21 protein-coding genes are annotated in these 23,859 nt (G+C 65.0%); 12 read left to right on the top strand and 9 right to left on the bottom strand.

Going from position 1 to position 23,859, the window contains the following annotated elements; all coding sequences use genetic code 11:
- Nucleotides 1-2: 2 nt before the first annotated feature.
- From VGU00_RS17060 to hemA, 4 genes are all read right to left on the bottom strand, one after another.
- Complete coding sequence (locus VGU00_RS17060; RefSeq protein ID WP_327470663.1) at nt 3-1,253, bottom strand: YceI family protein; 1,251 nt, start codon at nt 1,251-1,253, stop codon at nt 3-5.
- Nucleotides 1,254-1,327: 74 nt separating this feature from the next.
- Nucleotides 1,328-2,029: a nitroreductase gene (locus VGU00_RS17055; protein ID WP_327470661.1), complete on the bottom strand. Its 702-nt coding sequence runs from the start codon at nt 2,027-2,029 to the stop codon at nt 1,328-1,330.
- 13 nt (nt 2,030-2,042) lie between these two features.
- The gene (locus tag VGU00_RS17050) at nt 2,043-2,378 is read right to left on the bottom strand and encodes a hypothetical protein (RefSeq protein WP_327470659.1); all 336 of its coding nucleotides are present in this window, start codon (nt 2,376-2,378) and stop codon (nt 2,043-2,045) included.
- A complete protein-coding gene (gene hemA / locus VGU00_RS17045; RefSeq protein ID WP_327470657.1) occupies nt 2,375-3,589 on the bottom strand; it encodes a 5-aminolevulinate synthase in 1,215 nt (404 codons plus the stop codon). The genes VGU00_RS17050 and hemA overlap by 4 nt, the downstream gene beginning before the upstream one ends.
- A 237-nt stretch (nt 3,590-3,826) precedes the next feature.
- Here hemA and VGU00_RS17040 point away from each other — a divergent pair, with 237 nt between their 5' ends.
- On the top strand, nt 3,827-4,348 hold the full coding sequence (locus VGU00_RS17040) for a hypothetical protein (protein WP_327470655.1): 522 nt from the start codon (nt 3,827-3,829) through the stop codon (nt 4,346-4,348).
- A gap of 1 nt (nt 4,349) precedes the next feature.
- Here the strand turns inward: VGU00_RS17040 and murI are convergent, their stop codons facing one another.
- Nucleotides 4,350-5,156 (bottom strand): glutamate racemase, encoded by an 807-nt coding sequence (gene murI / locus VGU00_RS17035; protein WP_327470653.1) that lies wholly within the window; start codon nt 5,154-5,156, stop codon nt 4,350-4,352.
- Between the two features lie 136 nt (nt 5,157-5,292).
- On the opposite strand from murI, the gene plsY reads away from it, so the two are divergent.
- The 8 genes from plsY to VGU00_RS16995 all read left to right on the top strand — a co-directional run bounded on the left by plsY (nt 5,293) and on the right by VGU00_RS16995 (nt 16,400).
- Nucleotides 5,293-5,895: a glycerol-3-phosphate 1-O-acyltransferase PlsY gene (gene plsY, locus VGU00_RS17030; protein ID WP_327470651.1), complete on the top strand. Its 603-nt coding sequence runs from the start codon at nt 5,293-5,295 to the stop codon at nt 5,893-5,895.
- The gene (gene dprA / locus VGU00_RS17025; protein WP_327470649.1) at nt 5,892-6,977 is read left to right on the top strand and encodes a DNA-processing protein DprA; all 1,086 of its coding nucleotides are present in this window, start codon (nt 5,892-5,894) and stop codon (nt 6,975-6,977) included. Before plsY ends, dprA begins: the two co-directional genes overlap by 4 nt.
- Before the next feature lie 112 nt (nt 6,978-7,089).
- A complete protein-coding gene (locus VGU00_RS17020) occupies nt 7,090-8,703 on the top strand; it encodes a vWA domain-containing protein (RefSeq protein ID WP_327470647.1) in 1,614 nt (537 codons plus the stop codon).
- 128 nt (nt 8,704-8,831) lie between these two features.
- The gene (locus VGU00_RS17015; RefSeq protein WP_327470645.1) at nt 8,832-9,824 is read left to right on the top strand and encodes a hypothetical protein; all 993 of its coding nucleotides are present in this window, start codon (nt 8,832-8,834) and stop codon (nt 9,822-9,824) included.
- Nucleotides 9,825-9,916: 92 nt separating this feature from the next.
- Nucleotides 9,917-10,585, top strand: a complete 669-nt coding sequence (locus tag VGU00_RS17010; RefSeq protein WP_327470643.1) for a hypothetical protein — start codon at nt 9,917-9,919, stop codon at nt 10,583-10,585.
- 66 nt (nt 10,586-10,651) lie between these two features.
- Nucleotides 10,652-13,207: a type I DNA topoisomerase gene (topA, locus tag VGU00_RS17005; protein WP_327470641.1), complete on the top strand. Its 2,556-nt coding sequence runs from the start codon at nt 10,652-10,654 to the stop codon at nt 13,205-13,207.
- Nucleotides 13,208-13,272: 65 nt separating this feature from the next.
- Nucleotides 13,273-14,397 carry a lipase family protein gene (locus VGU00_RS17000; protein WP_327470639.1) on the top strand — a complete coding sequence of 375 codons (1,125 nt, stop codon included), beginning with the start codon at nt 13,273-13,275 and terminating at the stop codon, nt 14,395-14,397.
- A gap of 107 nt (nt 14,398-14,504) precedes the next feature.
- Nucleotides 14,505-16,400 carry a vWA domain-containing protein gene (locus tag VGU00_RS16995; protein ID WP_327470637.1) on the top strand — a complete coding sequence of 632 codons (1,896 nt, stop codon included), beginning with the start codon at nt 14,505-14,507 and terminating at the stop codon, nt 16,398-16,400.
- Nucleotides 16,401-16,427: 27 nt separating this feature from the next.
- On the opposite strand, the gene era is transcribed toward VGU00_RS16995, so the two are convergent.
- The 3 genes from era to lepB are packed head-to-tail and all read right to left on the bottom strand — an operon-like array spanning nt 16,428 to nt 18,813.
- Nucleotides 16,428-17,321 (bottom strand): GTPase Era, encoded by an 894-nt coding sequence (gene era, locus VGU00_RS16990; RefSeq protein ID WP_327470635.1) that lies wholly within the window; start codon nt 17,319-17,321, stop codon nt 16,428-16,430.
- The gene (rnc, locus tag VGU00_RS16985; protein WP_327470633.1) at nt 17,318-17,998 is read right to left on the bottom strand and encodes a ribonuclease III; all 681 of its coding nucleotides are present in this window, start codon (nt 17,996-17,998) and stop codon (nt 17,318-17,320) included. The genes era and rnc overlap by 4 nt, the downstream gene beginning before the upstream one ends.
- On the bottom strand, nt 17,995-18,813 hold the full coding sequence (gene lepB, locus VGU00_RS16980; RefSeq protein WP_327470758.1) for a signal peptidase I: 819 nt from the start codon (nt 18,811-18,813) through the stop codon (nt 17,995-17,997). The genes rnc and lepB overlap by 4 nt, the downstream gene beginning before the upstream one ends.
- 197 nt (nt 18,814-19,010) lie before the next feature.
- On the opposite strand from lepB, the gene pgi reads away from it, so the two are divergent.
- The 3 genes from pgi (at nt 19,011) to VGU00_RS16965 (ending at nt 23,030) form a co-directional block, all read left to right on the top strand.
- Nucleotides 19,011-20,516, top strand: a complete 1,506-nt coding sequence (pgi, locus tag VGU00_RS16975) for a glucose-6-phosphate isomerase (protein WP_327470632.1) — start codon at nt 19,011-19,013, stop codon at nt 20,514-20,516.
- Between the two features lie 106 nt (nt 20,517-20,622).
- Complete coding sequence (gene gor, locus VGU00_RS16970) at nt 20,623-21,969, top strand: glutathione-disulfide reductase (protein ID WP_327470630.1); 1,347 nt, start codon at nt 20,623-20,625, stop codon at nt 21,967-21,969.
- A gap of 44 nt (nt 21,970-22,013) precedes the next feature.
- Nucleotides 22,014-23,030 carry an NAD-dependent epimerase/dehydratase family protein gene (locus VGU00_RS16965; protein ID WP_327470628.1) on the top strand — a complete coding sequence of 339 codons (1,017 nt, stop codon included), beginning with the start codon at nt 22,014-22,016 and terminating at the stop codon, nt 23,028-23,030.
- Here the strand turns inward: VGU00_RS16965 and VGU00_RS16960 are convergent.
- The gene (locus VGU00_RS16960; RefSeq protein ID WP_327470626.1) at nt 23,027-23,812 is read right to left on the bottom strand and encodes an SDR family oxidoreductase; all 786 of its coding nucleotides are present in this window, start codon (nt 23,810-23,812) and stop codon (nt 23,027-23,029) included. The genes VGU00_RS16965 and VGU00_RS16960 overlap by 4 nt on opposite strands.
- Between the last annotated feature and the right edge of the window lie 47 nt (nt 23,813-23,859).

The raw sequence follows: 23,859 nt of genomic DNA, 5'->3' as shown, positions 1-23,859 counted from the left end.
GGTCAGGATGCCGGGCGCGTCGCGTTGAACGAAAAGTCGATATTGACGCCGGCGGCGATTGCGTCGGTCGCGGCCCATTCGCCCTGACCGACGCCAAAGGCGGTGCGGTCGATCCGCGCGGTCCCGGCAACGCGTGCGCGGTCGCCGTCGATGCGCAGCGTAAAGCGCAGCGTCGCGGGCTTTTTTACCCCGCGCAGATCGAGCGTGCCGCGCGCCTCATAGCGTTCGCCGCCAAGGTGGCGGACATCGTTGGCGGCAAAGACGGCCGACGGATGCGCGCCGGTGTCGAAGAAGTCGCTGCTCTTCAGCGAATCGTCGCGCTGTCCGTCGCCGGTGTCGGCCGAGGCGAGATCGACGGTCACGCGAATGGTCGATTTGGGCAGGTCGTCGGGGCTGAAGCGAATGGCGGCGCGCCAGCGGCTGAAGCGGCCGTCGATCGCCTCACCATTCCAGCGCGCGGTGAAGCCGAGCCGTCCGCCCGACGCGACGGTCCAGTCGGCGAGCGGCTGGGCCGCCTTTTCGGCTTCGGTTTCGATCTTGTCGGCTTCTTCGGGTTTTTCCTGCACGGTTTCGCCGGCGGGCGCGGCCGTAGGGGCAGCGACGAGGGGCGCGGTGGCGATTTCGGCGGCGGCGTGCGGCTTGTCGGCATGGACGATTTGCCCGGCGACCATCGCTCCGGCGACGAGCGCGACCGCGCCGATCGCGACGCCCACCGCCTTGCCCCTTGCGAAAGGGATCATCCGCTGAAGCTCGGGTTTGCCGAGCAGCCACTGATGCCGAAGTGCGCCCGCGATATGCAGCAGGAACAGGCCGATGGCGAGCCACGCCATCGCGCCGTGGATCGCCTCCGCCGGTTCATGCCAGATGCGGCCGACGGGGAGATGGGGCCAGGGGATGATCCCGAACAGCAGCGTCGGCACCTGTACCTTGGCGGTCGACACGAGCAGCCAGCCGGTGATCGGGCCGAGGATCATCACGAGATAGAAGAGCGCATGGACGGTGGCGGCGAGCGCGCGCGTCCAAGCCGGGCCGTCGGACGCGGGCGGACGCGCCGTGAACAGGCGGGTCGCCAGCCGCGCGAGGCTGAGCAACAGGATCGCGATGCCGACCGATTTGTGGAGCTGATAGCGCGCGAACAGTTCAGGGCTGTTATTCCCTTCGAGGGCCCAGCCGAGCGCGATCTGGAAGGCCAGCAGCAGCGCGATGAGCCAGTGAAGCGTGATCGCGGTGTAGCTATAACGCTGTGCTGGCATGACAATCTTTCGGAGTCGGGGAGGATGTTCGGCCATCATCCTATCCGGTCCCGCCGGTCTTGTCGAAGGACGTCCTAGTCGTCGAAGCCGACGAAGCGCACCGCGTCGTCGACGCTCTTGCGGTTCGACACGACGGCGTTTGCCGGGAAATCGGCGTCGGGCCAGCCCATCGCGACGCAGATCATGATCACCTGATCGTCGGGGATGCGCGCATGTTCGCGCACGACGGGGCTTTGCATGATGCCTTGGCTGTTGATCACGCAGCCGAGCCCGCGCGACCAGGCGGCATTGACGAGCGCGTTGGTGACGGCGCCGCAGTCGAAGGGGGCGATATCGCTGCCAAGCAGCACGCGGTCATAGGTCACGACGATGCTGACGGGCGCATCGAACTGGCGGAAACCGCGGAGCACCCAGTCCTGCCGCGCGTCCTTGTCGTCGCGCGCGATACCCATCGCGCCGAAGAGCTGTTTGGCAATCTCGATCTGGCGCGCGCGGTGGTCGTCGGCGATGCCGTCGAAGCGGCGAAATTCGCGGCTGTCGGGTTTGCCCGCAAGGATGCCGTCGGTGTTGCCCCGCCGGATCGCCGCGAGCGCGTCGCCGGTGACGACCGAGAAATTCCAGCACTGGTTGTTGAACGACGAGGGCGCACGCATCGCGACCTCGAGGATCTCCGCAATCAGTGCCTTGGGCACGGGTTTGTCGAGGAAGCCGCGGATGCTGCGGCGTCCGACGACGACATCGTCGAAACCCGGCTGGCCCATCAAGTCGCTTTGCATGGTTTGAGCGCCCTTATCGGCCGGGGAAGACGTCAGCGGATTCGGGGAAGCGCGGATCAAAAAAATAATAGGTGAAGTAACGTTTTGCCTCACCCGCTTTGGCGTTTGCTGCTGCTTTCTTGCGAGCGGCTTCTATGTAAACGTCCGGCACGGGCACCTTTACGGCGGCCGTCGAGCCGGATTTCGGATCGACTACTTTCTCGACGTTGAAGCCGGTAATCTGTCCTTGCGCATCGACATCGACGGCGAAAATCACCGAATAGACCCGGTTCCGATCCTTTGCGTCACTTTGAGTCGCAAGCGAAAGGCCAAGGCTAAGCGCCATGAAAAAGGCCAGGATGCGTATCACGCGGCCTTGCGCAGCTCCAGACGATCCCAGATTTCGACCAGTGCTTCGGTCAACTCACGCATCATCGCCTCGTCATGTGCCGGCCCCGGCGTGAAGCGCAGGCGTTCGGTGCCGCGCGGCACGGTCGGGAAGTTGATCGGCTGTACATAGACGCCATATTCGGCGAGCAGGATATCGCTGATCTTCTTCGCGCGCACCGGGTCGCCGACCATCAAGGGGACGATGTGCGTCGTCGAATCCATCACCGGCAGGCCAGCATCGCGGAAGCTTTGCTTGAGGTAAGCCGCGGCTTCCTGCTGCGCGTCGCGCTCGACGCTCGACGATTTGAGATGCCGCACGCTCGCAAGGACGCCCGCGACGAGCACCGGCGACAGGCTGGTCGTGAAGATGAAACCCGGCGCATAGCTGCGGATCACGTCGATGATATTCCTGTCGGCGGCGATATAGCCGCCCATCACGCCGAACGCCTTGCCGAGCGTGCCTTCGATGATCGTCACGCGGCTCGCGGCGTCGTCGCGGTCGGTGATGCCGCCGCCGCGCGGGCCGTACATGCCGACGGCATGGACTTCGTCGCAATAGGTGAGCGCGTTATACTTTTCGGCGAGATCGCAGATCGCGTGGATCGGGGCGACGTCGCCGTCCATCGAATAGACGCTTTCGAATGCGATCAGCTTGGCCGCGTCGGGATCGTCGGCGGCGAGCAGTTCCTCGAGATGCGCGAGGTCGTTGTGGCGCCACACGCGCTTTTCGCAGCCCGAGTTGCGGATGCCCGCGATCATCGACGCGTGATTGAGTTCGTCCGAATAGATGATGCAGTTCGGCAGCAGCTTGCCGAGCGTGCCGAGCGTCGCCTCGTTCGAGATATAACCCGAAGTGAAGAGCAATGCGCCTTCCTTGCCGTGCAGGTCGGCGAGCTCATGTTCGAGGTCGATATGATAATGGGTATTGCCGCCGATGTTGCGCGTTCCGCCCGAACCGGCGCCGACGTCGTGCAGCGCCTCTTCCATCGCGGCGATGACCTTGGGATGCTGGCCCATCGCGAGGTAGTCGTTCGAGCACCAGACGGTGATCGGCTTCGGCCCGTTGTGGCCGGCAAAGCAACGCGCATTGGGGAAAGCGCCCTTGTTGCGAAGAATGTCGATAAAGACGCGGTAGCGTCCTTCTTCGTGCAGCCGGTCGATCGCGCGTGCAAAAATATCGTTATAGTTCACGTCTCAGCCCCGCAGTCAGGTGCCAGTCCAGGCTCTTCGGCCGCTCCCCTCGGCGGCTATTAACACGCGGGCCAATAACGCCGAAAGGGCCCAAAGGCCAGTGCGAACGATTCGCAGCTGTGGGGCAAATTGTCTCATCCTCCGCGCGGGTAGCCGGGCACTGTGATCGATCGCACCGCAAAGTTGACGCGAACCCCTCAAGTTGCGAACCGTCCCCGGGTGAAGGAGAATATCGTTATGCGCCTCGCAATGATCGCCATCCTCTCGATTGCCGCGGTTGCGTCCGCGTCGCCTGCGCCGGCGTTCGCACCCGTGCCCTTCGAGGGGATGTGGAGGAGCTGCGAACCCTATCAGGGGTCCGTGATTTGTACGTACCGCATGCTCGTCCAGCGCGGCAGCCGGGTGTGCGGGGTCCAGCGCGACTTCGCGACCAACGCCTATTACGAGCATCGATTTGTCGGTACGGCGAAGGCGAATGTCGCGCATATCGAAAAGATTTGCGGCGATCCGGGGTCGGAGACCGATACTTATTGTGCCGGCCGGGCGCCCGATGGCGCGGAAAAGGTCGGCTGGGCTGCGTCGGATGAAAAGCTGTTCCTTTGCAACGGACGGCTGCTCGCCGCCTCGGGCGACGATGCAGCGAGTTGCACCGGCGTCTCGCGCCGCTCGGGATTGCCCCGCGTTCGCGCCGCGGGTGGCGACGGGCCGCAGCCCGACGACATCGCCTGGCTTGCTTCCTGTGCTGCCGGCGCAGAATGAATCAGATCGTCTCTATCGATCCGATGCCATAAGGGGCGAGTGCGGCGAGGGGCGGCGGAGGCCGCTCTTCGCTGCGCGTGAAAACGGCAACGCCGGGCATTGCCGTGGCTGGCCACGGCTGTCCCTCGGTCAGATGCGCGATGCGCCGTGCGATGCCTGCCGCGCCGTCGATCAACCGGACATGCGCGCCGGCGACCGCTTGCAGTTCATCCTGCAAGAGCGGGAAATGGGTGCAGGCGAGGACGATGACGTCCATATCGGTGCCGCCGGGCTGGTCGCGCAGGCCCGAGATGGCACGATCTATCGCAGGCCAGTTCGGTCCTTGACCGCGGAGTTTCGCCTCGGCTGCGGTGACGAGGCCGGGGCTGCCGTGACGGAGCACGGTCTTGCCGACCGCGAAACGCGCCGAAAGGTCATCGACATAGGGCTGGCGCACGGTCGCCTCGGTTCCGAGAACCCCGATCACCCCGCTCTTCGTCATCTCTGCCGCAGGTTTGATCGCCGGGACAGTGCCGACGATCGGCAGGTCGAGCGCGGCACGGACGTGCGCAAGAGCAATCGTCGAGGCGGTGTTGCATGCGATGACCGCAAGCCGCGGTTGATAGCGTTCGACGAGGCGCCCGAGAAGGGCAGGGACGCGCGCGGCAAGTTCTTCGTTCGTCTTCTTGCCATAAGGCAGGCCAGCGTAATCGGCGGCATAGACGATCGGCGCGGTCGGCAGCAGCGCGCGCGTCGGGCCAAGCACAGTGAGCCCACCAAGGCCGCTGTCGAAGAAAAGGATGGGCGCGTCGGGTGCGGGGTCGTGCATGGGTATCGCCTAGCAGGCGGCAGCGCTAGCTATCAAATCCATTTTGGCGGGGCCGGCTCCTAATCGATTGATTGCGTCGGCCAACATCGCCACATTAACCGAAACGGGGTGGAGCCGAAACGGAGCGGGGATTTTCATGACCTTATTTTTGCTGGTCGCTGTCGGCTATCTTCTCGGCTCGATCCCCTTTGGCGTCATCCTGACGCGCCTGTTCGGCGCGGGCGATTTGCGCCAGATCGGGTCGGGCAATATCGGTGCGACCAATGTGCTGCGTACCGGGCGCAAGGGGCTGGCGGCGGCGACGCTGGTTCTCGACGGCGCCAAGGGTGCGGTCGCGGTCGTGCTCGCGCGGCACTTCGTTCCAGAACTGGGCGACCATGCTGCGATGATCGCCGGTGCGGCCGCGATGATCGGCCATTGCTACCCTGTCTGGCTGCGCTTTCGCGGCGGCAAGGGTGTTGCGACGCTGCTCGGCCTCGCGCTCGCGCTGGCATGGCCGATCGGGCTGGTCTTTGCGGTGGTCTGGATCGGCACCGTGTTGCTCGCGCGCATCTCGTCGCTCGGCGGGATGCTGGGTGCGGTGTCGGCGCCGATCGCCGCGCTTGGCTTTGGTTATCCGGTCTATGCCGTCGGCCTGGCCGGACTCGCGGTGATCGTGCTGTGGCGGCATCGCGAAAATATCGCCCGGCTGCGCGCAGGGACCGAACCGCGGATCGGTGGCAAGAAGGACGCCGCGTGACACATGCCGAACGGCTCGCGCGGTTGCGGTTGATCCGCACGCCGCATGTCGGGCCGGTCAGTTGGCATCAGTTGATGCAGCGTTTCGGATCGGGCGAGGCCGCGCTCGCCGCCTTGCCCGACCTTGCGTTGCGCGGCGGGGCGGGGAAGGCGCGGCTCGCGCCCGCCGAAATCGCCGAACGCGAGCTGGAGCGCGCCGCGCAACTGGGCGCGCGGCATGTCTTCAGCGACGAGGATGATTATTCGCCGCTGCTGCGCGAGGTCGAGGGTGCGCCGCCCGTGGTCGTGGTGCGCGGCGACACCGCGATGCTGCGCCGTCCGTGCGTCGCGATCGTCGGCGCCCGCAACGCGTCGGCGGTCGCATGCCGCTTCGCCCGGCAGCTCGCCGCCGATCTGGTGGCGCGCGACATAACGGTCGTGAGCGGCCTGGCGCGCGGCGTCGATACGGCGGCGCATATCGGCGCGCTCGGCGGATCGACGGTCGGGGTGATCGCGAGCGGGATCGACATCGCCTTTCCGCCCGAGAATGCGGCGTTGCAGGAAAAGATCGCAAGCGACCAGTTGCTGGTTGCCGAACAGCCGCCGGGGGCCGAGCCGCTTGCGCGACATTTTCCCTCGCGCAACCGGATCATCGCAGGGCTGGCGCACGGGACGGTGGTGATCGAGGCGGCGCCGCGGTCGGGCTCGCTGATTACGGCGCGGCGCGCGGGCGATTATGGCCGCGAGGTGATGGCGGTGCCAGGATCGCCGCTCGACCCGCGCGCGCAGGGCTGCAACCTGCTGATCCGCGAAGGCGCGACGCTGATCCAGACGGTCGACGATGTGCTGGAAGCGGTCGGACCGATCGATGCACGGATGGTTCGTGAGCCGCCGTCGCGATATGCCGGCGCATCCGTGCCGATCGATGCGGGCGATGGCGAGCGCCGCGCGCTCGTGGACCTGCTGGGGCCGACGCCGGTCGCTGTCGACGAGCTGGTGCGACAATCGGGGCAGGGGGCGGCAACGGTGCAGCTGATCCTGCTCGAGCTTGAGCTGGCGGGACGCGTCGAGCGCCATGCCGGAGCAAAGATTTCACTCCTGTGATCGGCCGCATAGCGCGCTAACGCCCCGCAATACAACAGTTCATCGCGGTTCAGCCACGGTTCAGCGGCCGAGCGACAGGTTGATGATATTGTATCACATAGTGGAGAGTTTGATGATGCGAAGCCGGCTCATGACAGGTGTGACGATGGCTGCGGTGCTTGCATCGGCACCGGCGCCGATCCCGGTGGCGATGGCACGATCGGTACCGATGCCCGACCAGGGGTTTTGCCGGAATGCCGGCCCGCTGCCACAGATCGATCCGGAGGTCCGGCCGCAGCAGCAGGCGAACGGTGGCCGCAAGACGCATGGCGGCAGCGTGCGTGAACGGGCCGAAGAGATGGCGCCCGAAGCCTATCCTGCGGCGCCGTCGCCTGTTGTCGCACCCGAGCCTCCGATGTCGGCGCCGCCGCCCCCTCCACCGCCGCCGCCGCCGCCCGCACCGGTGTACGATGCCGCCGAGTCCTCAGAGGTTGTGGTGACCGGCGCGGCGCGCGCCAGTGAAAGCTCGGCGAAGATGGCCCCGCCGGCGCCCGGATCCTCCGCGGACTATGTCGCGCGGCCGTCGCCGGTGCCGCCACCGCGGCCCTATCCGCAACCGCAGCCGCAATCCGGCTTGCTGACCGCGGGCGAGCATGATGATCTGCTCAATCCCGAACTTTATGCCGCCTATGTCGGGCGTAGCGGCGACCTGGGGCAAGAGGTGCGCAGCTTGCCGCGCGTCGACACCACGCGCGTCGTGACGGTCAAGGTCAACGACCGCAACGGCCAGCCGATTCCCTTCGCTGATGTCGTCGTGACGTGCAGCGACGGCAACAGCATCACCATGGCGACGCAGGCCGACGGCAGCGCGGTGTTCTTCCCCGGCCTCGACCGGCTGAGCGAGCGCATCACCGTTTCGGCGCGCAAGGCGGGGCGGAACATCGCCGACGCGCGGCCTGTGCTCGTCTCCAACGCCGCGGGCGGCCAACTCGTCGGGCTCACCGCCAATCGGGCGGCAACGAAAGCGACGAAGCTCGACCTGATGCTGGTCGTCGACACGACGGGGAGCATGGGCGACGAGATCAACTATCTGCAGGCCGAACTGCGCTCGATCATCGGCGCGATCACTGCGAAGCATCGCGACCTCGATATCCGTATCGGCTTTGTCTTCTACCGCGACCTCGGCGACGATTATGTCACGCGCACGGTCGCGTTCGATCGCGACATCGGGCGCGTGCAGGGCGCGCTGGCGCGGCAGGATGCGAACGGTGGCGGCGATTACCCCGAAGCGATGGATCAGGCGATGATCCGTGCGGTCGGACAGGATTGGCGCCCCGATGCGGTGAAGTCGCTGCTGCTCGTCGCCGACGCGCCGCCGCACGACGACAAGTTCGGGCGGACCTGGGCGGCGGCCGAGGTTGCGCGTGCGAAGCGGATCCACATCACGCCGGTTGCCGCGTCGGGTGTCGCCGACAAGGCCGAATATGCGATGCGCGCGATGGCGGCGGCGACCCAGTCGCGCTACCTGTTTCTGACCGACGACAGCGGGGTGGGCAATCCGCACGCGCCGCCGGCCGTCGACTGTTATCTGGTGACCAAGCTCGACGCGCTGGTGCGCCGCGTGATCGACAGCCAGATCAGCGGCCGCCGGATCGAGCCCGAGGATCAGGAAATCATCCGCAGCGTCGGCAAATATGACGCCGGCAAATGCATCCTGCCCGCCGACTTCAAATGGCAGAACGGATAAGGCTCTGACGTCACGCCATTGACACACCCCCGCATCTGACCGATGCGGGGGCCGTGGGTTGCTTCGATTAACCTCTCTCTTCGGTCGGTGGGGTCGGCTGGCAGGGTGAGGGGTCGGAGGTAGGACCCATGAAGACATTGTTTTTGGCCGTCGCCGCGCTCGCGCTGATGGCTCATCCCGCCAACATCGCTGCCAAGGACGCCGAACCGGTGAAGGTCGCCGGCCCGGCGCATGCGAAAGGCGTTTCGACCGTCGCGATCGGCGCCTTCAACGTCGGCTTTATCTTTGAATCGATCGACCGCACCGCGGCATCGGGCGGGCTGATGGGCGCATTCGGCGGTACGACCAAGGCGAAGAGCGAACTTGTCGGCGTGACGCCCGAAATGATGCAGGCGATTGCCGATGCCGCCTATGCCGATTTCGTCGCGCAACTCTCCGCCGGCGGCTATTCGGTGCAGGCGGTGGGCGACCTGTTCGGTCATCCGGCGCTCGCGAAGACGAAGTCGCAGGCAGTGCCGCTCGATATCAACCTCGCGCTGGAAAAAGGGAGCAAGGGCAAGGCGACCTATTTCAAGCCGTCGGCGCTGCCGTCGCTGCTGATGATCCCGGGCGACTTTACGGGGTCCGGCATGAGCAGCATGGGGATCAACATGTCGGCGGGGCAGGCGGGCATGGCGCTCACCAACTATGCGCGCGAGGCTGGCGTCGGCGTGGTCGATGTCGTCTACCTGATCGACTTTTCGCAGCAGAAGCGCCCCGGCGCCTTCAGTTTCGGCGGGCTTCAGGTGAATAGCGCGTTGTCGGTCAGCGCCGATTATTCGCGCATCACGCTGATCGCGCCGAGCGGAAAACAGTCGGTGATCACGATCAAGGCACCGGTCGCGGTCGAGGGGGAGTTTGTCGAAAAGGCGGATGCATCGAGCGGGACCGACAAGGCGCTCCAGTCGGGCGCGAACGTCGCGGGCGGCCTTGCCGCCGTCGCGGGCTTTGGCGGGTTGCGCTTCGGCAAGACGCGCAAGTTCCAGTTCACCGCCAAGCCGGGCAATTATGAGGAGGGCGCGGCGAAAGCGGCGAGCCTCGCCAGCGCGATGCTGGTCGGGCGGCTCGGCGCGCTGCGTTGATCCTGATGACGGGCGGCGCGCCGTTATCCGCTTGACGCGGCGGTGGTGCGCCCGCCACACCCCGCGCCTGATACTCGGGCCACGGGGACAAGATGCAATTCGATGCCAGCCTTTTTGGTCCGGCGCTGCGGCGGATCGGGCAATTGATCGCTGCGATGCCGGCGACCATAGCCGTTGCGTGGTTGCTCGTCGCGTCGCTGGGCGTCATGTCCGACGCCAGCGTAAAGCTAGACATCGGACTCCAGTTGAGCGTCGCGATCGCCTATTGGGTGATCCTGACCGGGGTGCAGGTCTGGCTGACCGGCGAGGCGCTGACGCGGCTGGGCGCGGCGCCGACGCTCGGTGTCGCGCAGAGCCTCGGCGTTGTCCTGCAAGCGATTCTGATCGCGCTCGGGATAACGCTTGGCCTGCTGTTGCTGATCCTGCCCGGTCTCTACGTCGCGTCGCGCTGGTATCTCGCGGGGAGCATCCTGATCCTCGATGGAGGCGGGCGCCGCGCCGCGATGGAACGGAGCTGGCGGCTGCTGGAGGCGCATTGGCCGGCGGCGCTTGCCCTGTCGATCATCATGGCGGCCCTGTCGGTGGGGCCCTTCTGGCTTGCGGGCCATATGTCCGGTTTTTTCGGTGGCGAGGAATTCCTGATGCAATTCATATTGAATCTTTGCTCCTCAACCGGCATCGTCGGCGGGTATCTTGCGGCGGTTGCGCTGTTGACGGTGATCGAGCCGCCGACCCGCGAGCTTCAGAAAATTTTCAGTTGACGATCTCGCCAGCCGCGCCACCCTCGCGCGTACGTACGTAATAGTTTTCGGGGAACGAGTTTTTCAATGCAATTGGTGATTGTGGAATCGCCCGCAAAGGCGAAGACGATCGAGAAATATCTCGGTCGCGATTTCAAGGTTCTGGCGTCCTATGGCCATGTCCGCGACCTGCCGCCCAAGGACGGATCGGTCGATCCCGACGACGGCTTTGCGATGCAATGGCAGCTCTATCCCGACAAGGCGAAGCGGCTGAAGGAAATCCAGGACGCGGCCAAGGGCGCCGACCGCCTGATCCTCGCGACCGACCCTGATCGCGAGGGCGAAGCGATCAGCTGGCATGTGCAGGAATTGCTGCGCGCGAAGAAGGCGCTGCCGGCATCGGTCGATCGCGTGACCTTCAACGCGATCACGAAGCAGGCGGTGACCGACGCGATGGCGCATCCGCGCGAACTCGATACCGACCTGATCGACGCCTATCGTGCGCGCCGCGCGCTCGACTATCTCGTCGGCTTCACCCTGTCGCCGGTGCTGTGGCGCAAGCTGCCCGGCGCGAAGTCGGCGGGGCGCGTGCAGTCGGTCGCGCTGCGGCTGGTGGTCGAGCGCGAGCGCGAGATCGAGGCCTTTGTTGCGCAGCAATATTGGTCGGTCACCGGGCTGTTCGAAATGGGCGGTACGCCGTTCAAGGCGCGCCTTTCCCGATGGAAGGGCGACAAGATCGAGCGCCTCTCGATCACCAACGAAGCCGACGCACGCGCCGCCGAAGCCGATGTGAAGGCGGGCCATTTCACCGTCGATACGGTCGAAACGAAGCCGCTGACGCGCAACCCGCCGCCGCCCTTCACGACCTCGACGCTGCAACAGGAAGCGGCGCGCAAATTGGGCTTCTCGGCAAGCCACACGATGCGCATCGCGCAGGCGCTCTACGAGGATGGCGCGATCACCTATATGCGTACCGACGGTGTCCAGATGGACGGCAGCGCGATCAGCGCGGCCCGCAAGGCGATCGCGACGCGCTACGATGGCGGCTATGTCCCCGACCAGCCGCGTCAGTACCAGACCAAGGCGAAGAATGCGCAGGAAGCGCACGAAGCGATCCGCCCGACCGATTTTTCGAAGGATAAGGCGGGGAGCGGCGATCATGCGCGGCTATACGAGCTGATCTGGAAGCGTGCGCTCGCGAGCCAGATGGCGTCGGCACGGCTCGAACGCACGAGCGTCGATCTGTCCGACGGCACCGGCAAGACGGTGATGCGTGCGACGGGGCAGGTCGTGAAATTCCCTGGCTTTCTCGCGCTCTACGACGAAAGCCGCGACGATGCGGGCGACGATGACGACGCGCGCCTGCTGCCCGCGATGGCGAAGGGCGACGCACCGGCGAAGACCGGCGTCGAGGTCGAGAGCCACGAGACGCAGCCGCCGCCGCGCTATTCGGAAGCGAGCCTCGTCAAGAAGATGGAGGAGCTCGGCATCGGGCGCCCGTCGACCTATGCGTCGATCCTGCAGGTGCTGAAGGACCGCGCCTATGTGACGGTCGAAAAGAACCGCTTCATCCCCGAGGAAAGCGGGCGATTGCTGACGGCGTTCCTCGAACGCTTCTTCGAACGCTATGTCGGTTACGACTTCACCGCCGGGCTCGAGGAAGAGCTCGACGACGTCTCGGGCGGCCGCGCGCAATGGCAGGCAGTGCTCGAACGTTTCTGGCGCGATTTCAAGCCGCGCACCGGCGAGGTGATGGAGCAGAAGCCGTCGGAGATCACCGCGGCGCTCGACGAGTTCCTCGGCCCCTATCTCTTCCCCGACAAGGGCGACGGCAGCGACCCGCGCCTCTGCCCCAATTGCGGCACCGGGCGGCTGGCGCTGCGCGGCGGCAAATTCGGGCCTTTCATCGCGTGCAGCAATTATCCCGATTGCAAATATACGCGAAAATTTGCGCAGCCGGGTGGTAGCGACGGCGCCGATACGGGGCCCGAGACGCTGGGCAACGACCCCGAAAGCGGGCTGGAAGTCACGAAGCGTAGCGGGCGCTTCGGGCCGTATATCCAGCTCGGCGACGGCAAGGAGGCAAAGCGCTCGTCGATCCCGAAGGATATCCCGGGCGAGGATTTCGACCTCGATTATGCGCTGCGGCTTTTGAGCCTGCCGCGCGAGGTCGGGGTGCATCCCGAAAGCGGCAAGCCGATCATGGCGGGGCTGGGGCGCTATGGCCCCTATCTGCTCCACGACGGCAAATATGCGAAGCTGACGGGCACCGCCGAAATCTTTGACATCGGCATGAACGCTGCGGTCGTTCGCATCGCCGAGGCTGCTGCGGGCGGCGGGCGCGGGCGGACCAAGGCCGAGCCGCTCAACACCTTCGGCCCGCATCCGACGAGCGGCGGCGAGATGAAGCTGATGGAGGGGCGCTTCGGTCCTTACGTGACCGACGGCACGACCAATGCGACGCTGCCCAAGACCGCCGACCCTGCAACGCTCACGCTCGAAGAGGCGATCGCGCTGATCGACGCGCGCGCGGCGAAGGGGCCGGCGAAGGGCAAGAAGAAGGCCGCACCGAAGAAGAAGGTTGCGGCAAAAAAGCCTACGGCCAAGAAGGCACCGGCAAAGAAGAAGGCTGCGGCCGAATAGCGTTAACGCACGGCGTTTGCGCAGCAGAAGAGCCGTGATAGGGTGGCGCATCGGGAGGTCTTTCGATGCGCCATTTCTATGCCGTAATCCTGCTCGCCATCCTGTCTGCGCTGTCGCCGCCCGCTGCGGCACAGCCATCGCGCTATCTGATCTCGGCTCAGCCGATGACCGACACGCCGCCCGGAACGCAAGCGTGGCGCGTGCAATATTGGACCACGAACGGGAGCGGCCAGCGCCTAGCGGTCACGGGCGTCGTCGCTGCGCCGATGGAAGCGATCCCGCCGCGCCCGCGCCGTGTCATCGCCTGGACCCACGGCGCATGGGGCGTCGCCGAAAAATGCGCGCCGTCGCTCAGCCCGAACTTCTTTGAATATTCGGCGGGGATGAACGCGGTTCGCAGCGGCTATGTCGTCGTCGCGCCCGATTATATCGGGCTTGCCAGCCAGACGATGCATCCGTTTCTCGTCGGACAGGATACCGCGAACGCCGTGCTCGACGCCGTGCGGGCGGCGCGTGAGATTCCGGGTGCAGCGGCAGGGAGCAGCTTCGCCGTCTGGGGTGAATCGCAGGGCGGCCACGCCGCCTTGTGGACGGCCGTGCAGGCGCGCTCCTATGCGCCCGACCTGACGTTGGTCGCCACCGCCGCAGCGGCGCCGCCGACCGACCTGGGCGCCAACCTCGCGCAGGGGAGCGACAAGAATGCGCGCGCGCTGCTGCTCTCCTTCGCGCTCCACAGCTGGTCGACCCTCTACGATTTCTCGCTCGACAGCATCACCAACCGGACCAATCAGGGTATCATCCGCCGGCTGTCCGAGAATAATTGCGTCAGCTTCAACAAGAAGCCGAAGCTCGGTACCATCCTCGGCATCCTGACCATCGCCCGCGCGACGAAGAACAAGGATATCGCGAAGATCGAACCCTTTGCCTCGTTCGAGCGCGCCAACAGCGTCGATCCGGCGCGCGTTCCGGGGCCGTTACTCATTGCGCAGAGCAGCAAGGACACGATCGTCGCCCCCGCGGTCACGCGCAAGTTCGCAAAGGCAGTGTGCAAACGCGGAACCCCAACGCGCTGGATCGACATGACGGGCGACCATGGCGCGAGCGCAAAGGACAGCGCGCAGGAAACGATCGGCTGGATCACTTCGCGCTTCGACGGCAATCCGCCGCCGAACGATTGCCGACGGATCTGATTCCAAGCGTCCGAAAGCGGGGCAGGGGATGCGCATTTTCCGTTACGGTTGCGCCGGCATTCATGATAGCTTTCCTCTCCCGATAACAGGGATTTGGGAGAGCGGACATGGCAAGCTTCAAATTCTTCCACGCATCGTTGACCACGCTGGCGCTGCTGGCGACCGCCGCGCCGTTTTCGGCCTTCGCGCAAGATGTCGCGCAGGACGATGATGAGAGTCTCAGCGAGGTCATCGTCACCGGCACGCGCATTCGCCAGGGCGGTGCACAGGATATCCAGCATTTCCGTTCGATGGCGCTGACGGCGACGACGCTGCCACGCCCCGAATCGCTGACGGTCGAAGGACTGATGGGCGATCATGATCTGACGCTCCCGTCCACGGCGGCGTGCGCAAAACTGTTTTGCCTGAACGTGCAGTCGATGGCGGCAAACCTGCCGACGCGGCCCGACGACCGGCTGTTCGTGGGGCTGGCTTTCGACAGCAATGTCGATGCCGACAAGCTGAAGCGCGGCCCGACGAGCGTTATGGCCGTCGTCGACCGGTCCGGGTCGATGTCGGGTAATCCGATGACCAATGTGAAAGCGGCGCTGCATGCGCTGGTCGATCAGCTTGGTGCGCAGGACCGGCTGGGCATCGTCATCTATGGCGATGATAGCAAGGTGCATTTGCAACCCACCGCTGCGAGCGGTGACAAACAGGCGTTGCACGACGCCATCGACGCGATCGAGATCATGGGATCGACCTATATGGAGGCGGGTCTCAAGCTCGGCTATGACGCCGCGTTCAAGGAAGCCGGATCCTTTGACGGCGCAGTCCGCATGATGCTGTTCACCGACGAACAGCCGAACGTCGGCCGTACCGACGCCGCCAGTTTCATGGGCATGGCCGAGGAAGCGTCGCGGAAGGGTATTGGCCTGACCACCATCGGGGTCGGGGTCCAGTTCGACGGCAGGCTGGCGACCAAAGTGTCCAGCGTTCGCGGCGGCAACCTCTTCTTCGTCGACGGTCCCGGAAAGGGCGGCGAACTGATGGGGAAGGAATTTCGCAACATGGTAAGCGAGGTCGCGCATGATCTGGTGATGACGCTCGCCCCGCATCCGGGATACAAGATCAGCGGCGTGTTCGGCGTGCCGGACGGGATGATGAGCGAAGGGCGCGACGGCGCCGTTGCAATCACCATTCCCTCGGTATTCCTGTCGTCGAACGGCGGTGGCATCTATGCCTCGCTGGCCAAAGCCGACCGCCGGGCAAACCTGCCGGCCGCCACGCTGGACGGTCAGGCGCCGCTGATGGATGTGCGGCTCAGCTATGTCAGCGCGCTCGATGGCGGCAAGCATAACGATGCCGTGAGCGTCGGGGCGCCTTCGGATGCTCCGCACAAGAATCTGCGCCTCGCACAGATATTGATCGACGAATATGTATCGCTGAACGCCGCGACGCGCGCTTTCCATCATGACGGCAACCCGAAGGCAGCCTTTGCGCTGCTTGACGGTATCAACAACCGGCTGACGGCGGTCGATTTCGCTGATCTGAAGAATGAAGTCGAACTCGTCGGCACGATGCGCGGCAAGGCGGCGATCTACGCCGGTTATGCCGGTGAGGCGCCGAAGACCATGCAGCCGCTGGCGGCTGTCGGGTCAAACGCTCCGTCGCCGGTCGCATTCGTCGCTGTCGCAGAAGACGACCCGGTGATGCTGGAATTGCAAGCGATTCAACCGATGCGTGTGATCGGCAAATGGCGCGTCGTGTCGCTGGATGGGGTCGAAGATCTGTCGCGCGGCGATACGGTGGAGTTCACCGAGGACGAGGAATTTATCACCTATTTCCAGCGTCCTCTGCGCGGTGAAGGCGAAATGTATCAGGATTTCCAGATCAACGAGAAGGAAATCTATGTCCCCGACGGCGATCTGCGCGTGCGCTATTGGGTCGACGGCGATCGGCTGCGGATGCGGTCGAGCGACGGAAAGGTACGGATCACGCTGGTTCGCGAAACGACGAGTTGAGGTAGGCGGCGCCTTCGGGCGCCGTCCTCAATCGACCCAGTCGAGCCCCATGTCGCGATAGACGCTGCGGTCCTCGTCCCAATTTTCCTTCACCTTGACGTGCAGGAACAGGTGGACCTTGCGGCCCATCAATTCGGTCAGTTCGGCGCGAGCGCGGGCACCGATTTCCTTGATGCGCGCGCCGCCCTTGCCGAGCACGATCGCGCGCTGGTTGTCGCGTGCGACGAAGATTTGCTGGTGAATTTCGGCGCTGCCGTCGGGACGCGTCTTGAACAGCTCGGTCTCGACGGTCGACTGATAGGGCAGTTCCTCGTGGAGCTGGCGATAGAGCTGCTCGCGCGTGATTTCGGCCGCCAGCATGCGTTCGGGCGCATCGCTGACCTCGTCCTCGGGGAAATGCCACGGACCTTCGGGCATCAGTTCGGCGAGATGCGCCTTGAGTTCGGGCACGCCGTCGCCGCTGCTGGCCGAAATGAAGAAGGTTTCGTCGAAGGCAACCCGGGCGTTGAGGTCGGTCGCGATGGTGAGCAACTTGTCCTTCTTGGTCAGGTCGACCTTGTTGAGCACCAGATATTTCTTTTCGGGGCGGTTCGCGATGCCTTCGAGTACGCGCTCGACGCGGCCCGTCAGTTTCGCCGCGGCGTCGACCATGACGAGGATCGCTTCGGCTTCCTCGAGGCTGCCCCAGGCGGCGGCGACCATCGCGCGGTCGAGCCGGCGCGTCGGCGCAAAAATGCCGGGCGTATCGATCAGGACGATCTGGGCTTCGCCGTCCATCGCGACGCCCATCAGGCGCGTGCGTGTCGTCTGTGCCTTCGGACTGACGATCGCGACCTTCTGGCCGACGAGCGCGTTGACGATCGTCGATTTGCCCGCATTGGGCGCGCCGACGACGGCGACAAATCCGCAGCGGTGGGTCATGGTTTCATTCCTTCAAGTTCGGCGAGCAGCGCCGCCGCTGCGGCCTTTTCGGCCGCCTGTTTCGATGCGCCCTCGGCTTCGGCGCGGGCGAGCTTGCCGACGCTCACCGCAACGCGAAAGCGCGGCGCATGGTCGGGGCCTTCGCGCGACACGATCTCATATTCGGGCGGGCGTCGCTTGCGCGCCAGCGCCCATTCCTGGAGCGCCGCCTTGGGATGTTTCGGCGCGGCCTGCTGCCCGTCGATCATCTCGTTCCAGTGCGCCAGGATGAAGCTGCGTGCGGCATCGGCGCCCTTGTCGAGCCAGAGCGCACCGATCAAGGCCTCCATCGCGTCGGCGGCGATATTGTCGCTGTAACGCCCGCCATCGTTGCGCGCCTGCGCGCCAAAACGGATAAGCCCGGTCAGGTCGAGCTTGCGCGCGACTGCGGCGCAAGTCGCGCCCGATGCCAGCACGTGCAGCCGGGACGACATCTCGCCCTCGCTCGCCATCGGAAAGCGGGTGTAGAGTTCGGCCGCGATCACGAGCCCGAGCACGCGATCGCCGAGAAACTCGAGCCGCTGATAATCGGCGCGTCCGGTACTGCCATGCGTCAGCGCCAAGTCGTAGAGCGCCGGATCGCCCGGAGCGTCGCCGATGATGCCGGCGAGCGCCCCGGTATCGAGCGCGTCGTTCAAAAACCGTCCCCGATGCGGCTCCAGCGCGCGGCGGTGAACCAGCTGATCGGGTTGAACCAGCTCGCGGAGCCGTCGGTCGAGAACATGCCGACGAGCGCGTGGCCGACGAGGTTTTCTTCGGGAACAAGGCCGATGCCCTGATTTTCCATCGCGGGGAAACGGCTGTCGGCGCTGCGGTCGCGATTATCGCCCATCAGGAACAAATGGCCTGCGGGAACGGCGACGAGCGGGGTATTGTCCTCGGGGATGTTGGTGATGTCGAGGATTGCATAGCTTTTACCGCCGGGCAGCGTTTCCTTGAACTGTTTGTAGCGGCACTGGCGCTGGCCGTCGGCAGCGACCTCTTCGAACTCCATCGAGTAGCAAGGCAGCGTGCCCGTCGCGCGCGACGCGTCGATCATGTTCTGGGTGACCGGGATGACGAGGTCGGGCATCGCTTCGCGCTTCAGCGGGGTGCCATTGAGCCAGACGATGCCGTCCTTCACCTGCACGCTGTCGCCGGGCAGGCCAATGACGCGCTTTATATAATCATTGTCGTTGACCGGCGGCGCCTTGAACACGACGACGTCGCCGCGTTCGGGTGTGCGCGGGAAAATACGGCCCGGGATCAGCGGCACGCTGAACGGCAGGCTGTATTTCGAATAGCCATAGGCCATTTTGTTCACGAGCAGATAGTCGCCGATCAGCAGGCGCGGCTGCATCGATTCCGACGGGATGTTGAAGGGCGACAGGAAAAAGCTGCGGAAAATCAACACCGCGATTGCGAGCAGGGCGAGGAAGCGGACGGTGTCGACCGCTTCTTCCTTGGCCGACACCGGTGCCGGGGTGGGGGCGGGCGGCGCGGGCTCGGTCGGGGGCGTCACATCGGCGGTAAAGCTGGCATTGGTCATGCCGCGGCATTGGCTATGAATAGGTTGCCACGTCAAGCAAATATCGGCGGACGGCACTGGCGCCCGGGGGTACGGGGGCCTAGAGAAAATCGGAAGATTCACTCCTTCGAGGACAGATGCGCATGACGACCGCTCCGCAGGCCTGGCAGGCCCTTTCCGACTGGCAGCCGCAAAAGCTGACCGATCTGGTCGCGGCCGATCCGCAAAGGCGGCTGCAGGCGCTGGTGCGGAGCGTCGCCGATATCCGTTTCGATTTCGCCAAGACGCATCTCGACGATGCCGCGATTGCAACGCTGTCGGATCTTGCGGCGGCGCAGGATTTCGACGGGCGCCGCAAGACGCTTTTTGCCGGCGGCATCGCCAACCCGACCGAGGGCCGCGCCGCCGAACATAGCGCCGAACGTGGCGACGGAGCGCCGGAATCGGTGCATGTCGCGCAGGCGCTGCATCAACGGATGCGGATGATGGTCGATGCGATCGAGGCGGGCGCGTTCGGGGAGATCCGCCACCTGCTGCATATCGGTATCGGCGGATCGGCACTCGGCCCCGATCTGCTCGTCGACGCGCTCGGCCGCCACAGCGATCGTTACGACGTCGCGGTGGTATCGAATGTCGACGGCGCGGCGCTCGACGAAGCCTTTGCGAAGTTCAGCCCCGAACACACGCTTGTCGCCGTCGCATCCAAGACCTTCACGACCACCGAGACGCTGCTCAACGCCAGTTCTGCACTGCAATGGCTGGGCGAGGCGGGCGTCGAAGATCCGCTCGGCCGCTTTATCGCGCTGACCGCCAAGCCCGAGCGCGCGATGGAATGGGGGATCGACGAAACGCGCATCCTCCCGTTCAACGAAACCGTCGGCGGACGCTATTCGCTCTGGTCGTCGATCGGCTTCCCGGCGGCGCTCGCGCTTGGGTGGGATGCCTTCGCCGACCTGCTCGAAGGCGCGGGGGAGATGGACCGTCATTTCCGGCTGGCCGACAGCGCCGACAATATCTGCCTGCTCGCGGCCTTTGCCGACCAGATCTATGCCAACCGCCTCGGTTGCCAGACGCGCGCGGTGTTCGCTTATGACGAGCGGCTGCGCCTGCTTCCCGACTATCTGCAGCAACTCGAAATGGAATCGAACGGCAAGTCGGTGACCTTCGACGGACAGCCGCTCGCGCAGCAGACCGCGCCGATCACCTGGGGCGGTGTCGGCACCGACGCGCAGCATGCGGTGTTCCAGTTGCTCCATCAGGGCACGCACTTGACCCCGGTCGAGTTCGTCGTTGCGCGCGAACCCGATCATCTGCTCGACGATGCGCACCACGAAACGCTCGTCGCCAACTGCATTGCGCAGGGCGCGGCGCTGATGACGGGGCGTGCGAGCGAGGACGGTGCACGCAATTATCCCGGCAACCGTCCCTCGACGACGATCCTGCTCGATCAGGTGACGCCGCGCAGCCTTGGTGCGCTGATTGCCTTTTACGAGCACCGCGTCTTTGCCAATGCCGTGCTGCTCGGGATCAACCCGTTCGACCAGTTCGGGGTCGAGTTGGGCAAGGAGATGGCGAAGGGGCTGGCCGAAGGCACGGTCGAGTTCGACGCGGCGACGCAGGCGCTGATGCAGGCGGCGCTCGGCGACTGAGGCCGCGCCGCTGTCACTGAACGCAAATTTCGATTGGCAAGCTGCGCCCGTGTAACCACATAGGCGCCGGGCGCGAATGCCTGCCTGTCCAATTCAGGGGTTTTCCATGAGCGATTTCGACTATGATCTCTTTGTCATCGGTGCCGGTTCGGGCGGCGTCCGCGCCTCGCGCATTGCGGCGTCGCACGGCGCACGCGTTGCGGTAGCCGAAGAGTATCGGGTCGGCGGCACTTGCGTCATTCGCGGGTGCGTGCCCAAGAAGCTGCTCGTTTATGGCGCCCATTTTGCCGAAGATATCCACGATGCGCGCAAGTTCGGCTGGGACGTGCCCGATTGCAAATTCGACTGGCCGGTACTGCGCGACAATGTGCTCGCCGAGGTCGACCGGCTCGAAGGCCTTTATGGCCAGACGCTCGACAATCACAAGGTGACGGTCCTCAGGACGCGTGCGACGGTTGTCGGTCCGCAGAAGGTGCGGCTCGCCGACGGGACCGAACTCACTGCCGAGCGCATCCTGGTCGCGACGGGCGGCTGGCCGCATGTTCCCGAATTTCCGGGCAGCGAACATGCGATCACCTCGAACGAGGTCTTCCATCTCGAAACGCTGCCGAAGCGGGTCGTGATCGCGGGCGGCGGCTATATCGCCAACGAGTTCGCCGGCATCTTCAACGAATTCGGCAGCAAGGTGACGATCGTCAATCGCGGCGACACGATCCTGCGCGGTTATGACGAACAGATCCGCGACCGGCTGCTCCAGATTTCGATGACGAAGGGCATAGATTTCAAGTTCAACGCACCGTTTCGGTCGATCGAAAAGAATGACGACGGATCACTGACCGTCCATCTGGAAGGCTGCGAGCCGATGCAGGCCGACGCGGTGCTGGTTGCGGCAGGGCGCGTGCCGAACAGCCGCGGCATCGGGCTCGAAGAGGTCGGCGTCAAACTCGACAAGGACGGTGCGATCAAGGTCGACGAACGCAACCAGTCGTCGGTGCCGAGCATCTTCGCGGTCGGCGACGTCACCAACCGCATCCAGCTCACGCCCGTGGCAATCCGCGAGGGGCAGGCTTTCTCCGACACCTTCTATGGCGGCAAGCCGACGGTGGTCGACTATCAGAATGTCCCGAGCGCGGTGTTCAGCCACCCGCCGATCGGGGCGGTCGGGATGACCGAGGCCGAGGCGCGCAACAAGCTCGGTTCGATCCGCGTCTACACCAGCGATTTCCGCGCGATGAAGAATGTCCTCGCGGGCCGCAACGAGCGCGCGCTGTACAAGATGATCGTCAATGCGGCGACTGACCAGGTCGTCGGGCTGCACATGATTGGCCCCGACGCGCCCGAAATCCTGCAAGCCGCCGCCATCGCCGTAAAGGCCGGGCTGACCAAGGCCGATTTCGACGCGACGGTCGCGCTGCACCCGAGCATGGCCGAGGAACTGGTGCTTCTGAAATAGGATCCGATACGCTATCTTCCTGCCGAACGGGACGGGAGGCGCGCATGGCGGGTAGGGCACTGGTCACCGGGGGCAGCGGCTATATCGCGGGCTTCCTGATCCGGCAGTTGATCGACAATGGCTGGTCAGTGAACACGACCGTTCGCAGCCTCAAGCGCGAGGGCGAGGTTCGCGGCTGGCTGAACATCGACAACGCCAGGCTGCATTTCTTCGCTGCCGATCTGGAAAATGATGCGGGCTGGGCAGAGGCGATGGCGGGTTGCAGCCGCGTCGCGCATGTCGCTTCGCCCTTTCCGCTCGATGTGCCCAAACATGCCGACGAACTGGTGATCCCGGCGCGCGAGGGCGCGCTGCGGGCGTTGCGTTTTGCAAGATCCGCGGGAGTCGGGCGTTTTGTCCTGACCTCGTCGATGGCCGCGATCGCCTATGGGCACGGCAAGGGGCGCGACATCTACAATGAGGCCGACTGGACCAATCTCGATAATCCCGAGGTCATGCCCTATCCGCGCTCGAAAACCGTCGCCGAGCGCGCCGCACGCGACTGGATGGCGGCCGAGGGCGGCGATATGGAGTTTGCGTCGGTCAATCCGGCGGCGGTATTCGGGCCCTTGCTGTCCGACGATCTGTCGACGTCGATCGAGCTGGTTAAGCAATTGCTCGAGGGCAAGGTGCCGATGTGCCCCGATGTAGGTTTTGGCATCATCGATGTGCGCGACGTCGCCGACATGCATTATCGTGCGCTGACAGTCGACGGCATCCGCGACGATCGCTTCGTCTGCTCCGGCCCCTTCCTGAAGTTCGTCGAAGTCGCGGACATATTGACCGCGAACCTCGGCGAGCAGGCGCGCAAGGTGCCGACGCGCCGGATGCCCGACTGGCTGCTCAAGACGCTTGCGATCTTTCGGCCCGAGCTCAAGCAGGTGGTCGCCGAACTCGGTAATGTCCGCGGCGGCGACAGCAGCCATGCGATAGAGCGGCTCGGCTGGACGATGCGACCGCCCGAGGAAGCGATCCTCGCGACGGCGCATAGTCTGATCGAGCGTGGGATCGTGAAGGTCTAGGCGATCGTCGGAACGATCCCGCCCTCGGCGCGGATCGCGGCGCCGTTGGTGACTGCGGCGAGCGGGCTCGCGAGATAGGTCACCATGGCGCCGATCTCGTCGGCTTCGATCAGGCGGCGGATCAGCGACAGCGGGCGGAGTTCCTCGAAAAAGGCCTTTTCGCGCTCGGCCTCGGGGGCGTAGGGGTTCGATACGACCGACCGGATGAAGTCGGTGATGCCTTCCGACCGCGTCGGCCCCGGCAGCACGCTGTTGACGGTGACGCCGGTGCCCCTCGTTTGCTCGGCGAGGCCGCGTGCGATCGTGAGCTGCGCGGTCTTGGTCATGCCGTAATGGATCATCTCGGCGGGCGGCAGCAGGCCGCTTTCGCTGGCGATGAAGATCACGCGGCCCCAGTTGTTTTCGAGCATCTTCGGGAAATAGTGCCGCGACAGCCGCGCGCCGCTCACCACATTGACCTCGAAGATATTGTGCCAGTCGGCGTCGCTGATTTCGGCAAAGGGCTTAGCTTCATAAATGCCGAGATTGTTGACGAGGATGTCGGTGTCCCGGACCGCGGCGATGAGCGCTTCGGCGCCTTCGGCGGTGGCCGGATCGGCGAGAACGGCGCGGATCGTGCCCGATTTCGCCAGTTCGGCAGCGGCTTCGTCCAGTTTCGCCTGATTGCGTCCGGTGATGACGACGTCGACGCCTTCCTCGGCGAGGCGTTTGGCAATCGCGAAGCCGATGCCGGCGGTCGATCCGGTGACGATGGCGGTCTTGCCTTTGAGTTTCAGGTCCATGACGGAGTTCCTTTCACGACTTTGTGCTTGTTCGATGCAGCGAAGAT

It is taken from the genome of Sphingopyxis sp., from assembly GCF_035944815.1.
GTDB lineage: Bacteria > Pseudomonadota > Alphaproteobacteria > Sphingomonadales > Sphingomonadaceae > Sphingopyxis.
The sequence above is the reverse complement of the archived record's forward strand: the minus strand, read 5'-3'. Positions and strand labels throughout refer to the sequence as shown.